The 11,956-nt window shown below is 59.6% G+C and carries 14 protein-coding genes; 5 read left to right on the forward strand and 9 right to left on the reverse strand.

All coding sequences use genetic code 11. The features are described 5' to 3' along the window. Positions 1 to 118: 118 nt before the first annotated feature. On the reverse strand, positions 119 to 688 hold the full coding sequence (locus RS75_RS08025) for a GNAT family N-acetyltransferase (RefSeq protein ID WP_045019075.1): 570 nt from the start codon (positions 686 to 688) through the stop codon (positions 119 to 121). A 298-nt stretch (positions 689 to 986) separates the two neighbouring features. Between RS75_RS08025 and RS75_RS08030 the strand changes: the two genes are divergently transcribed. After that, the gene (locus tag RS75_RS08030; protein ID WP_045019077.1) at positions 987 to 1,979 is read left to right on the forward strand and encodes a glutathione S-transferase family protein; all 993 of its coding nucleotides are present in this window, start codon (positions 987 to 989) and stop codon (positions 1,977 to 1,979) included. Between the two features lie 17 nt (positions 1,980 to 1,996). Here the strand turns inward: RS75_RS08030 and RS75_RS08035 are convergent, their stop codons facing one another. Continuing rightward, positions 1,997 to 2,488: an NUDIX domain-containing protein gene (locus RS75_RS08035; protein WP_045019079.1), complete on the reverse strand. Its 492-nt coding sequence runs from the start codon at positions 2,486 to 2,488 to the stop codon at positions 1,997 to 1,999. A 66-nt stretch (positions 2,489 to 2,554) separates the two neighbouring features. Between RS75_RS08035 and RS75_RS08040 the strand changes: the two genes are divergently transcribed. Then, a complete protein-coding gene (locus RS75_RS08040; protein WP_045019082.1) occupies positions 2,555 to 3,505 on the forward strand; it encodes a metallophosphoesterase family protein in 951 nt (316 codons plus the stop codon). Between the two features lie 207 nt (positions 3,506 to 3,712). On the opposite strand, the gene leuA is transcribed toward RS75_RS08040, so the two are convergent. From leuA to RS75_RS08060, 4 genes are all read right to left on the reverse strand, one after another. Continuing rightward, the gene (gene leuA, locus RS75_RS08045; RefSeq protein ID WP_045019084.1) at positions 3,713 to 5,422 is read right to left on the reverse strand and encodes a 2-isopropylmalate synthase; all 1,710 of its coding nucleotides are present in this window, start codon (positions 5,420 to 5,422) and stop codon (positions 3,713 to 3,715) included. A 316-nt stretch (positions 5,423 to 5,738) separates the two neighbouring features. Next, positions 5,739 to 5,981, reverse strand: coding sequence for a type II toxin-antitoxin system BrnA family antitoxin (gene brnA, locus RS75_RS08050; protein WP_045019086.1), 243 nt, complete (start codon positions 5,979 to 5,981; stop codon positions 5,739 to 5,741). Next, on the reverse strand, positions 5,962 to 6,231 hold the full coding sequence (locus tag RS75_RS08055) for a BrnT family toxin (RefSeq protein WP_045019088.1): 270 nt from the start codon (positions 6,229 to 6,231) through the stop codon (positions 5,962 to 5,964). Before RS75_RS08055 ends, brnA begins: the two co-directional genes overlap by 20 nt. A gap of 34 nt (positions 6,232 to 6,265) precedes the next feature. Then, a complete protein-coding gene (locus RS75_RS08060; protein ID WP_045019091.1) occupies positions 6,266 to 7,444 on the reverse strand; it encodes a benzoate/H(+) symporter BenE family transporter in 1,179 nt (392 codons plus the stop codon). Between the two features lie 287 nt (positions 7,445 to 7,731). Between RS75_RS08060 and RS75_RS08065 the strand changes: the two genes are divergently transcribed. Further along, the gene (locus RS75_RS08065) at positions 7,732 to 8,814 is read left to right on the forward strand and encodes an esterase-like activity of phytase family protein (RefSeq protein ID WP_045019093.1); all 1,083 of its coding nucleotides are present in this window, start codon (positions 7,732 to 7,734) and stop codon (positions 8,812 to 8,814) included. A gap of 83 nt (positions 8,815 to 8,897) precedes the next feature. Here the strand turns inward: RS75_RS08065 and RS75_RS08070 are convergent, their stop codons facing one another. Both RS75_RS08070 and RS75_RS08075 read right to left on the reverse strand, forming a co-directional pair. Continuing rightward, entirely contained in the window at positions 8,898 to 9,542 is a 645-nt protein-coding gene (locus RS75_RS08070) for an NrsF family protein (RefSeq protein ID WP_045019095.1), read from the reverse strand. Further along, positions 9,539 to 10,054: a sigma-70 family RNA polymerase sigma factor gene (locus RS75_RS08075; RefSeq protein WP_045019097.1), complete on the reverse strand. Its 516-nt coding sequence runs from the start codon at positions 10,052 to 10,054 to the stop codon at positions 9,539 to 9,541. Before RS75_RS08075 ends, RS75_RS08070 begins: the two co-directional genes overlap by 4 nt. 178 nt (positions 10,055 to 10,232) lie before the next feature. Between RS75_RS08075 and RS75_RS27430 the strand changes: the two genes are divergently transcribed. Beyond that, positions 10,233 to 10,430 (forward strand): hypothetical protein, encoded by a 198-nt coding sequence (locus RS75_RS27430; protein ID WP_234704235.1) that lies wholly within the window; start codon positions 10,233 to 10,235, stop codon positions 10,428 to 10,430. A 71-nt stretch (positions 10,431 to 10,501) separates the two neighbouring features. On the opposite strand, the gene RS75_RS08085 is transcribed toward RS75_RS27430, so the two are convergent. Further along, on the reverse strand, positions 10,502 to 11,083 hold the full coding sequence (locus RS75_RS08085) for an ATP-dependent Clp protease proteolytic subunit (protein WP_045019101.1): 582 nt from the start codon (positions 11,081 to 11,083) through the stop codon (positions 10,502 to 10,504). A 234-nt stretch (positions 11,084 to 11,317) separates the two neighbouring features. Here RS75_RS08085 and RS75_RS08090 point away from each other — a divergent pair, with 234 nt between their 5' ends. Further along, the gene (locus RS75_RS08090; RefSeq protein ID WP_045019103.1) at positions 11,318 to 11,908 is read left to right on the forward strand and encodes a HupE/UreJ family protein; all 591 of its coding nucleotides are present in this window, start codon (positions 11,318 to 11,320) and stop codon (positions 11,906 to 11,908) included. The last annotated feature ends 48 nt before the right edge of the window (positions 11,909 to 11,956 follow it).

Consider the following 11,956-nt stretch of genomic DNA (forward strand, 5'->3'; position numbering starts at 1 on the left):
TGCGGGGCAAATGGTTCGAGGCCCATGTGTCTCTCCCCTGATTCCTGTGCTCGTCACAGGAATCAGGGTGGAGGGATGCGCTGGCGGGAAATGGCAAAGCCGCGTTTCTGAAAATCCGTCAGCCGTAAACCCGAAGAGGCTCCTCGAAGCCGTCATCTTCCGCCTTGGCGGCGGGCATGGCGGCCTCGCATTTGCGCCAGCCGATCTTGCCCTTCAGCCGCTGGTGCACATCGTCGCCAAGCGGCACGACCAGCACCCGGTTGGGGTCCACCGGGCCGGGAAAATCGAGCGCCGCATAGGCGACCTTTTCGAAACCGAGCGGCATGTAATAGGGCGGATCGCCGATCAGGATCACGGCCTCGGAGCCCTTCCGCCGGGCAGCGGCAATGGCGATCCGCACAAGTTCGCGACCGATGCCCATATTCTTGTGCGAAGGCCGCACGGCAAGCGGGCCGAGCATATGGCCATTCACCCCACCGGCCAGAACCGGCGTCATGACCACCGAAGCGATCGTCTCGCCATCGTCGGCGCAGACGAAGGACAGCGACCGGTCATGCGGACCCTGCTCACGAATGCGCGCGGCCGCACGGGTGTGCCGGCCGGGGCCGAATGCTTCTTCGTTGATGATTTCGATGATGGCGTCGTGCGACGCGTCCTCGGTGAGGTAGACAAGATCGTGCTTGGACATGAAGAGACCGAAACTTCCAGAATGCGGATGCGACAATAGATGACGGCTGCGCCGGTAAGGGCGTTCAGGAGCGTCAGCGTCGTCGGAGCATCCGTGTTTCGATCATAATCGGCAATTTCCTCAGATTTGTGAAAATCGCAATTATCAGGAAAATTCCCAACCGTCCAGAACAAATCTCGGCAACATCTCATTCTGCTGATGCAGCTTATCAGAAACGCATTGTTCACCGCCATGCGGGTTCGCGACACGATCCTAAACGGTTAGGATCGCGCTCAAGGAACCAACCAAGGAGATCGTCATGGGCATGCTGGTGGAAGGCGTATGGAAAGACGTCTGGTACGACACCAAGGAAACCAAGGGGCACTTCAAGCGTAGCGCCTCGCAATTCCGCAACTGGGTGACAGCGGATGGCGAGCCCGGCCCGTCCGGCGAAGGCGGTTTCAGGGCCGAGAAAGACCGTTACCACCTCTATGTCTCGCTGGCCTGCCCCTGGGCGCATCGTACCCTGATTTTCCGCAAGCTGAAAAAGCTGGATGACCTGATTTCCGTCTCCGTCGTCGATCCGCTGATGTTGGAAAACGGCTGGGAATTCAGAGCGCAAGGTGAGCGCACGCCTGAAGCGACCGAGGATCACCTCTTCGGCTTCTCCAGGCTCTGGCAGGTCTATGCGAAGGCGGATCCCCGCTATTCCGGCCGCGTCACCGTGCCGGTACTGTGGGACAAGCAGCGCGGCACCATAGTCTCCAATGAATCGGCCGAGATCATCCGCATGTTCAACGTGGCCTTCAACGATCTCACCGGATCGGCGGCGGATTATTACCCCGAGGCGCTGCGCACCGACATCGACGCGCTGAACGGCATCATCTACGACACCGTCAACAACGGCGTCTACAAGGCCGGTTTCGCCACCACGCAGGATGCCTATCAGCAGAATGCCGTGAAGGTGTTCGAGACGCTGGACATGCTGGAAAACCGGCTGAAAGACCGGCGCTTCCTGTTCGGCGCACAGCAGACGGAAGCCGACTGGCGCCTGTTCACCACGCTGGTGCGGTTCGACCCTGTTTATGTCGGCCACTTCAAATGCAACATCCGCCGCATTCACGATTACCCGCATCTTACGGGTTACATCCGCGATCTCTACCAGACATCAGGCGTGCCGGAGACTGTCGACATACGCCATATCAAGGAACATTATTACCGCAGCCACCTGACCATCAACCCGACCGGCATCGTGCCCGTCGGCCCGGAACTGGACCTGACCATGGCCCACGGCCGCGAGGCGCTCGCCTGACGGGAGGAACGCCGCCGCTACCAGTAATCGGCAATCACCGCTTTGCCAGCAAGTTCGGCAAGGCGGCGATGGGTGGCGGGCGTCACATTTTCCGGCAGATCGGAGAGATCGAAAAAGCCGCTTTCGGCAATTTCATGATCCGGTTTTTTGAGTTCGGTCTGGGTGACGTCCAGCCGGTAGAGCGCCACATGATCGCGGTTGCTGCCTTCCAGATTGAGGTAGACATGGAAAAGCCGAGGTGCCGAGACCGCCTCGAGATTGCCTTCCTCGCGGATTTCCTTGTGGAGCGCCACCAGCAGGGTCTCGCCACGTTCCACCCCGCCGCCCGGCAGATACCAGCCGGGCAGATAGGTATGCCGCACCAGAAAAATCCTGCCCCTGTCATCGAAACAGGCCGCACGCACGCCGAGCGTCGCGCCCCGCGTGAACAGAAAAACGAAATGAAGCAGACGGATGAGAACGCGTGTGTGGAACGGGCGGGCCCGCCGCTCGATTGTCTCGTCATTCACCCTGGTCTCTCCCCGCCGGCAGGCTTTTATTGGACGTGCCGCATATCATAGGTTATCTCTGCCGCCATGTTCAAACTTGCGCATATTTCAGACGTCCATCTAGGGCCATTGCCAAAACTCACCTTCCGGGAACTTGCATCCAAACGTATCACCGGTTTCGTCAACTGGCACCGCAACCGCCGCAAGCACCTGTTCACCGACACGCTGGAAAAGCTGCTCGATGATCTGGAGAGCAAGTCGCCGGATCATCTGGCTATTACCGGCGATCTCGTCAATCTTGCGACAGGCATTGAAATTCGCGCCGCCGCCGACTGGCTGGAGGAAGTGGGCGACCCCGAAAGAACCTCGGTCGTTCCCGGCAATCACGATGCTTATGTTTCCGGCGCGCACGACAAGGCCATGCAGGCCTGGTATCCTTACGTGCGCGGCGATGGCGACCCGGACGAATGGGACGACGACCGCAAGATTTTCCCCTATATGCGCGTGCGCGGCCCCGTCGCGCTGATCGGCTGTTCCACCTCGATTGCGACACCGCCCTTCTCGGCCACCGGTTATTTCGGCAACCGACAGGCGCGCGCAACGGCGGAACTCCTAAAAAAAGCCGGTGAACAGGGACTGTTCCGCGTCGTGATGATCCATCACCCGCCGATCCGTGGCGCCTCCCCCACCCACAAGCGCATGATCGGCATCCGCCGTTTCGCCGCCGCCCTCGGCGTTGGCGGCGCGGAACTCGTGCTGCATGGCCACACCCACCTGAACACGGTCCACTGGCTGAACACCCACCACGGGGAGGACCATATTCCGGTCGTCGGCATTGCATCGGCCAGTCAGGGACCGGGCGGCGAAAAACCGCGCGCGGCTTATAATCTCTTCCATATTTCCGGCGGCCCCGGCACATGGAACGTCGCCTGCGAACGCCATAGCCTCGACGAGACAGGAACGGCCGTCGCGCTTGAAGATGTGCGGGTGTTTTATGAGAATGGTAGGCCGTTGGGGTTTTCCCGGCTGCGGGAATAATCCGCAGTGTTGGAGCGGAGGAGAGCTTACCCCCCTCTGCCCTGCCGGGCATCTCCCCCACAAGGGGGGAGATCAGCCAGAAGTCAACGCCCGCTCACTCGCAACGTTGGTGATGGCCGAGAGGCTACCGCCTGCTGATCTCCCTCCTTGTGGGGGAGATGTCCGGCAGGACAGAGGGGGGTGCCTTGCCGCCCCCTCAAAGCCAACTTACTTCGCCCGCTCTTCCAGCACCCGGTTGGCCGCAGAAACAATCGCCTCCAGCGAAGCACCAACAATATTCGTATTGACCCCCGCCCCGAACAACTTCCCGCCCGGATGTTCCATCTCGACATAGGCGATGGCCGAAGCATTCGACCCGTGTTGCAGCGAGTGCTCGGAATAATCATTCACCGACAGGTCGATGCCGAGATAGACCGAGAGCGCATTGATGAAACCGTCGATCGGACCGGTCCCCTTGCCCTCGATGCGCTTCACCTCGCCATTGTCGGTGATCTCGGCGGCGACGATGCGCACGCCCTTGAAATCGCCGGCCGGATAGGTGTGGTGATCGACGAACTTGATGCGCGCATTCGGCTGCGTCACGTAACGCTCCATGAAACGCTCGTAGATGCGCCTGGCCGGAAGTTCCACGCCCTCTTCATCGGTGATGCGCTGGATTTCCTCTCGGAACTCCACCTGCAGGTTGCGCGGCAGGTTAATGCCGTAATCCTGCTGCAGAATATAGGCGATGCCGCCCTTGCCGGATTGCGAGTTGATGCGGATGATCGCCTCGTAGGAGCGGCCGACATCCTTCGGATCGATCGGCAGATAAGGTACTTCCCAGACCGGGTGGTTGGCGACCTTGATCGCCTTCATGCCCTTGTTGATCGCATCCTGATGCGAGCCGGAAAACGCGGTATAGACCAGTTCACCGACATAGGGATGGCGCTCCGGGATCGTCATCTCGTTGGAATATTCGTAGACCGCCTTGATGCGCTCGATATCGCGGCAATCCAGCTCGGGGTCGACGCCCTGCGTATACATGTTCAGCGCCAGCGTTACCACGTCCACGTTGCCGGTGCGCTCGCCATTGCCGAACAGCGTGCCTTCGACACGATCCGCACCGGCCATCAGCGCCAGCTCGGTCGCGGCAATGCCCGTGCCGCGGTCATTATGCGGATGCAGCGAGATGATGACATTTTCGCGATTGTCGATATTGCGGCACATCCATTCGATCTGGTCGGCATAGATGTTCGGCGTCGCCATTTCCACCGTCGAGGGCAGGTTCAGGATCAGCTTGTTATCCGCCGTTGGCTTCACCACTTCGACCACGGCGTTGCAGATTTCCAGCGCCACTTCCAGCTCGGTGCCGGTAAAGCTTTCCGGCGAATATTCGAAGCGGAAACCGCCGCCGGCCTTGGCCGCCATGTCGGTGATCATCTTGGCCGCATCGACGGCAATCTGCTTGATGCCATGCACATCCTTGCCGAACACCACGCGACGCTGCAATTCCGAGGTGGAATTGTAGAAGTGGATGATCGGCTTGTTGGCGCCTTCCAGCGCCTCGAAGGTGCGGGTGATCAGTTCCGGACGGCACTGCACCAGCACCTGCAGGGAGACGTCGTCAGGCACATTGCCCTGCTCCACACACCAGCGGGCGAAATCGAAATCCGTCTGCGAGGCGGAAGGGAAACCGATCTCGATTTCCTTGAAACCCATTTCGAGCAGCAGCTTGAACATGCGGGCCTTGCGGTCGTGACCCATGGGGTTGACCAGCGACTGGTTGCCGTCGCGCAAATCCACCGAACACCAGATCGGCGCCTTGTCGATGATCTTGCCCGGCCATGTGCGGTCAGGAATATTGATGGTCGGGTAAGGGCGATACTTGACGTTCGCGTCCGACATGCCCTTGGAAATATTGGTGATCTTGGCGTCCATTTCGCTTCCTCCTTGCACAGTCCGCGGGCTGTTCGAGCCATCGGCGGATGCGCGGCCTCAAGGGCCTAAATCCAGTATAAAATGAGATTTCGAGATGAGGAGCGTTAATGCCAGCGGGCTTTCGGCCGCCGGGCGCTCCTCACTGGACCCGGCAACCGCGTGTAAGGTCGAGGCTAAGAAGCGAGAGTGCACCGCACGGCGAGGCCATCGCAGAAATCTGCGCGCTCATGCCGGAAATGGTTGCGATGCTGTTGCTCATGGTGACGTGTATAAACAGCGGCTGGCGGTCTGACAAGTGATCTTGTGATCCTTGTCTCTATTTTGCGTGCCGGCCGGTTTCCAGCCTTTCGGCTATCCATTTAGCCATCAGGGATTGACGCGTTGTGCCAAGCCGGGCCGCCTCTGCGTCCACTCTTCGCAAAACATCTTCGGGAAGATCAACATCGACATGCACCATTTCCAGCCCGGGGCGGGTGGCCGTGGACCAGTCGAGATAATCGTCTATGTCTTCGCCGTCATCGAATTTTTTGTCGAAATCTTCAGCGCTTATCGTCTTCATAACGATGCTTCTCCTTGTCTCTGGAACGCCTGACGGAAATGATCCGCAACCGGTCATTTCTGTTGGTATAGACGGCGCTCCAGCACTTTCCGCGCAATTGAGCGATTACAATATACCGCTCTTCCGAAGTAGTTTCGAGAGGTACGACAAGTCTTTTCTCATCGAGCCACAGCGCCTGCGCCTCTATGAAATCTATGCCGTGTTTGTCTTTGTTGCTTTCGCTCTTGGCCAGATCGAATTCAAAATCCATATATAGTATTTCTTTAAAACAATAAGCACCCTATCTAACCACGCTTCACCACCCGCTGCAACGCCATCATCAGCCCGCCGCCGATCAGCCCCCAGAAGGCCCCGGAAATACCGGCGAAGGAAAGGCCGGAGGCCGTGATGAGGAAGGTGATCGCTGCGGCCTCGCGCGTTTCCGGCTCCTTGAAGGCGGCAACGGCGGAGCCGGAAAAGGCGCCCACCAGCGCAAGCCCCGCCACCGCCTGTATGAGGATCGGCGGCGCGAGTGCCACGAAGGCCGTGACTGCACCCGCTAGAAGGCCGAAGATGATGTAGCCGACACCGCCGATGATCGCCGCCCAGTAGCGCCGTTTCGGATCGGGGTGGGCGTCCTCGCCAGCGCACATCGCCGCCGTGATTGCGGCAAGATTGACCGCATGGCCGCCAAAGGGCGCGGAAAGCAGCGAGAAAAAGCCGCTCGCGGCGAAAAGCGGCCCCGGCTGCGGATCGTAATGGTTGACCTTCAGCACCGCGATGCCGGGAATGTTCTGCGAAGCCATGGTGACGATGAAGAGCGGCAGCGCGATGGAGACGACCGCGTGCAGGCTGAAGACGGGCGTTACCCATTCCATCGGCGGTGTCAGCGATTGCGCCACGCTGTCGAGAGCACCCGCAGGAATATCGATACCGAAGATCATCACCAGCACGAAGGCGGCAAGCGCCGCAGGCACGGCGAAAAGCCGCCGGAACGCCCCCACCACGATCCAGGCGAGAATGATCGGCAGGCCGAACGCCGGGTTAAAACCGATCGCCTTGATCGGCGCGTAACACAGACCGATGATGACCCCTGACAACATGGCGTTGGCGAGCGGCGCGGGAATGGAGGCGACGGCCCTTCCGAGCGGCCTGAAAAGGCCGGCAAAAACGATCAATACGGCGCAGATGAGAAAGCCGCCGACAGCCGCCGGAAAACCGCCTTCGATCACTCCCGTGGTCGCCAGCAGAGCACCTCCGGGTGTCGACCACGCCATGCTGATGGGCATCCTTGTCGCGACGGAAAGAACGACTGCGCACACACCCATCGCCACGGAAAGCGCCATCAGTCCCGATGCCGCCTGAAAATCCGTGGCCCCGACGGCCTTCAGGCCCTGCAAGATGACGGCGAAAGAGCTGGCGAAGCCGACAAAGGCGGTCAGGCATCCCATGAACAGGCTCTGGACGGAAAAATCTTTCAGCATAAAAGCACTCTACGGTCTGCTGACTGTCGCGGCAGACGCATAGCGTTATGCACTGGTGACAGGCAAAAAACGAAAATTTGAAACGTGGAGCGCGAATCCGAGGATGGCCCCACGCTCTGGACGGAGCATTGATACCATTCAGGATCAAAAAAGAAGCCGCTTGGCAAGATGAGCCACCGGACTTCAGGTACGGCGGCATGGCAAACGTCATCAAAGTTTAGCGGCAGGGCGCTAATCCTCTCGGCAGTCGCCACAACAGGGCATCCGCCACAAGAGGGAACGTCTCCATGCTTCGCATCGCCACCATCGCCGCTTTCTGTCTTGCGGCCCTTCCGGTTGCAGCGCAAACCCCGCCAGCACCGACCTTGCTCGGCCAGATCGTCGTCCCCTCGGGCCTCTCCATCAATGGCGTCGCCTTCGGTGGCATTTCCGATCTCGCCTTTGACAGCGAAACCGGCCGTTATCTTGCTATTTCCGATGACAGGGTCGAAAAAGGCCCGGCCCGTTATTACGAGCTGGAACTGGCCGTGACGGAAGGCGTCGCCACGCTGAACATCGCCGCCACACACGAATTGAAGGACGAGACCGGAACGGCCTTCGCGCTGAAAGGCATCGACGCGGAAGGCATCGCGCTCGACCGCAAGGGCGGCAAGCTTTACTGGTCCTCGGAACGCGACCTGAAAAACCAGCCAGCGCTTTACGTCTCGGACCTCGATGGCGGCAATGTGAAGCGGCTGGAACTGCCTGACGCCTATCTCGTCGATGACGCGAAGACGAAGGGCGTGCAGAACAATCTCGGCTTCGAGGGGCTGACCCTCACATCCGGCAAACTCATCGCAGCCACGGAAAATGCGCTGATCCAGGACGGTCAGAAGGCGACGCCACAGGCCGGCAGCCCCGCGCGCATCCTCGTGATCGACACGGCGACGCTGAAACCCGTCGCCGAACATGTCTACGTCACCGAAGCGATTTCCAAGACACCCACCGCCGCCGAGCCGAAATATAACGATAACGGACTTTCAGCCATGGAAGCCCTGCCGGACGGCCGTTTCGTCACGGTGGAGCGTAATTTCGCCTCCGGCGTTGGCAACCATATCCGCTTTTTCGTCGCCGATCTCTCGGGCGCGGAAAACATCCTCGGCAAGGACAAGATCGATGCGGCGAATGTGCGCAGCGTATCGAAGACGCCGTGGTTCGAAATCAACGAAGGCGATTACGGTCTCGATATCGACAATATCGAAAGTTTCGCATTCGGACCGGTGGTGGATGGCAGACAGCTTTTCATCGTCGCCTCGGACGATAATTTCAATCCCGGCAAGCAGTTCACGCAGTTCGCGGCATTCGCGATTCCCGCCAATTTGGGTCAGTGAAAACCCTCAATGAACGATGCCGGCTCGGGACGAAGTCCGGGCCGGCATCGGCGACCGAGGTGATACGGCAAAACCTGCGCCGGTCACCAGCGAAGCAGGCGTGAGCCGGCAAAAGCACCGATCAGGCCGGTCAGGAAAATACCCAGCGAATACCAGATCAGCACGAAAGCCATGCCGTTTTCGGTGCAGAACCATGAATAGACCCAGGCTCCGGCAGCACCCGCTGCGATGCCCGCGACAAAACCCGCTAGTGCCGGATCAGCAGGGGCGGAGCGCCTGAGAACCCCGAAATTCGCCAGGAACACCGGAAGCGCGAAAGCGACGATCAGAAACGGGCAATGCAGCGCCGATGATCCCAGAATAAGCGCCCTATAATCCTCCGGAAAGGCAAACCCCAGCTGGACGAGTGCGATCGCCGCCATCGCAGCGAAAATCACCGCAAGCCAGACGAAAATGCGGCCGCTGTCCCCGTCGGGCCGGGCAAGGCGGTTGACCGCGAGAAACGCAATCAGGGCCAGCAAGGCGTTGTAGGCGGATTTGATCCAGAAGCCGACTTCGGTCAGGGCATCGTTCATATCGCCGCGCAGCCCGAGAATGACGAGCATCAGCAACAGCGAAACGCCCATCGCCGGCAAGGCCGCAAGCGCCAGCCTGCGCTCCAGCGCAAAAGCGGGCACAGGTTTCAGATCACCCGCCAATTGATCAATGATGTCATCCGTCTTTCTCACGTGTCTCCCCGCAACTTTGCCGCCAGGATTTTCAACGTCCTGTGAATGCCGACCCTCGCCGCAAGCTCGGTCTGGCCGGATTTTTCCGCCGCTTCGGCGATTGACTGACCTTCGATCTTCACCCTGCGGATGAGGTCGCGTTGCCGCTCCGGCAAATCGTCGAGCAGCCGTTCCACATCCATGCGTGCCGTGACCGCATCGACGGAGGTGCGGGCCTCCAGCGTCTCGTCAAGCTCGACTTCCGCCAGCGCACGCGCGCCCCTGCCCCGATAGTGGTCAACGAGCTTGTAGCGCGCTATCGAAAAGAACCAGGCCGTAAAGGGTCTTGCGCGATCATAGGTCTCGCGTTTGGCATGAAGCGACAACAGCGTATCCTGAACGAGATCCTCCACATCGCCCCGTGAAGCAGCGGCCATGCGCCGGTCGAAATAGGCGATCAGCAGCCTGCGCAAGGCATGGAGCAAATGCCTGTAGGCACTTTCGTCCCCGTCGAGGGAACGCAGCATCAGCATTTTTAATGTTTCTTCCGAAAGGCTGCCTGTCATCGTCACTATCGGGTTATTCGCGCTCCGCAGGATATTGTTACATAATGGCTTTAAAAAAATCTCGCCCGAATATCCCGTCACAAACGCGTGAGGGTGTAACGGCACGGCGTTTCCGGCCGAATGGATATTCGTGGGCCCTTGCAAGATGCTGGCGGACATTCAACGACGTCCAGAGGAGACTTTTCATGACCCGCATTTTTACCGCCATCACCACCGCTTCCTCGCGGGAATCGCCCATGCCGACAGCATGAAGACCGATACGATGAAGATGCACAGTGACACAATGAAGACGGAAACGATGAAAAAGGACGGCATGATGAAGTCCTGCAACACCATGAAGTGACGCCAGCCCGAATGGAAAAAGCCCGCGCCGGTTTTCACCGGCACGGGCTTTTTCAACAGAAAGTCAGAAATTCAAAGTTCCGACTGGCTCTCGACGATCTTGCCGACGAGGCCGTAGGTCTTGGCCTCTTCCGCGCCGAGCCAGTAATCGCGATCGATATCCTTGGCGATCTTTTCTTCGCTCTGGCCGGTGGCCTTGGAGAAGATCTTGATCAGGCGCTGGTTCATCTTGATGATTTCGCGGGCCTGGATTTCGATGTCGGACGCCATGCCGCGCGTACCGCCGGAGGGTTGGTGCAGCAGGAAGCGGGTGTTCGGCAGGCAAAGGCGGCGTTCCTTCGGAACCGAAACATAGATCAGCGCGCCGGCGGAAGCGACCCAGCCCGTACCGATGATGTAGACCTTCGGCTTGATGAACTTGATCATGTCATGGATGGAATCACCCGATTCCACATGACCGCCCGGCGAATTGACGTAGACGCGAATGTCGTCGTCGCTGGCGGCGGCCAGCGCCACGAGCTGCGTGCAGACCTTCTGCGCCAGTTCCTGCGTGATGCCACCATAGATGAAGATCGAACGCGACTTGAAAAGATTCGCTTCCGTTTCCTTGCCGATCGGCAGTTCCTTGCTCTTGTCGTCTTCGTCTTCGTTCATCAACGGCTCTCCAGCGTAATTCATGCATGCCCTTCGGACATAGTGCGACTTGTTACGTAAGGCAATGAGCAAAAAAGGCAAGGTTTGCGCCCGAACAATAAACAGCACCCCCCGGCAGATGACGCATGGACAGCCTCGCGGCCTTCGCGATATCGTCGGTTTCTCATTGCAGTGCCGCCCGCTGCGGGAACCCCAAGATCCCCTCGCAGGCGGCGACAATCTAAAGAGGGAACCATGCTGAAAAGACTAAGCCTTGCTGCCGCAGCACTCGGCGCTACCACCCTGCCCGCCTTTGCCCATTTGAACCCGGAAGAACACGGCTCGTTCATGGCCGGCGTCTCCCACCCCTTCTTCGGTGCCGACCACATTCTGGCGATGGTGGCAGTCGGTCTCTGGGCCTCGCAGATCGCCTTGGCGCAGAACGACCGCAAGGCACTTTGGATCGTGCCTTCCGCATTCGTCGGCACCATGGCCGTCGGTTTCCTGATGGCGGTTTACGGCATCGGCCTTCCCTTCGTCGAGCCGGCCATTCTCGCCTCCGTCATCGGCCTCGGCCTGCTGGTCACTATCGCGGCAAGGCTCCCGACGGCAGCCGCCGCCGCCGTGGTCGGCGCTTTCGCCCTTTTCCACGGCCACGCCCATGGCGGTGAACTCGGCAGCGCCGGCGTCTGGCAATTCGGTATCGGCTTCATGATCGCAACCGCTGTTCTGCATCTTGCCGGTATCGTGCTCGGCCTTCGCATCGCCCGCTTCGGCTCCGCTGCAAGCCGCACCGCCGGTGCGCTGACGGCAATAGCGGGTCTTTCGCTCGCATTCGGCGGCTGACCATCATTACCGAAATTTAAAGTTTCGGCCGCTTTGAAAAGCCTGAAT

The sequence above is a fragment of the Rhizobium nepotum 39/7 genome, assembly GCF_000949865.1.
Lineage (GTDB): Bacteria > Pseudomonadota > Alphaproteobacteria > Rhizobiales > Rhizobiaceae > Agrobacterium > Agrobacterium nepotum.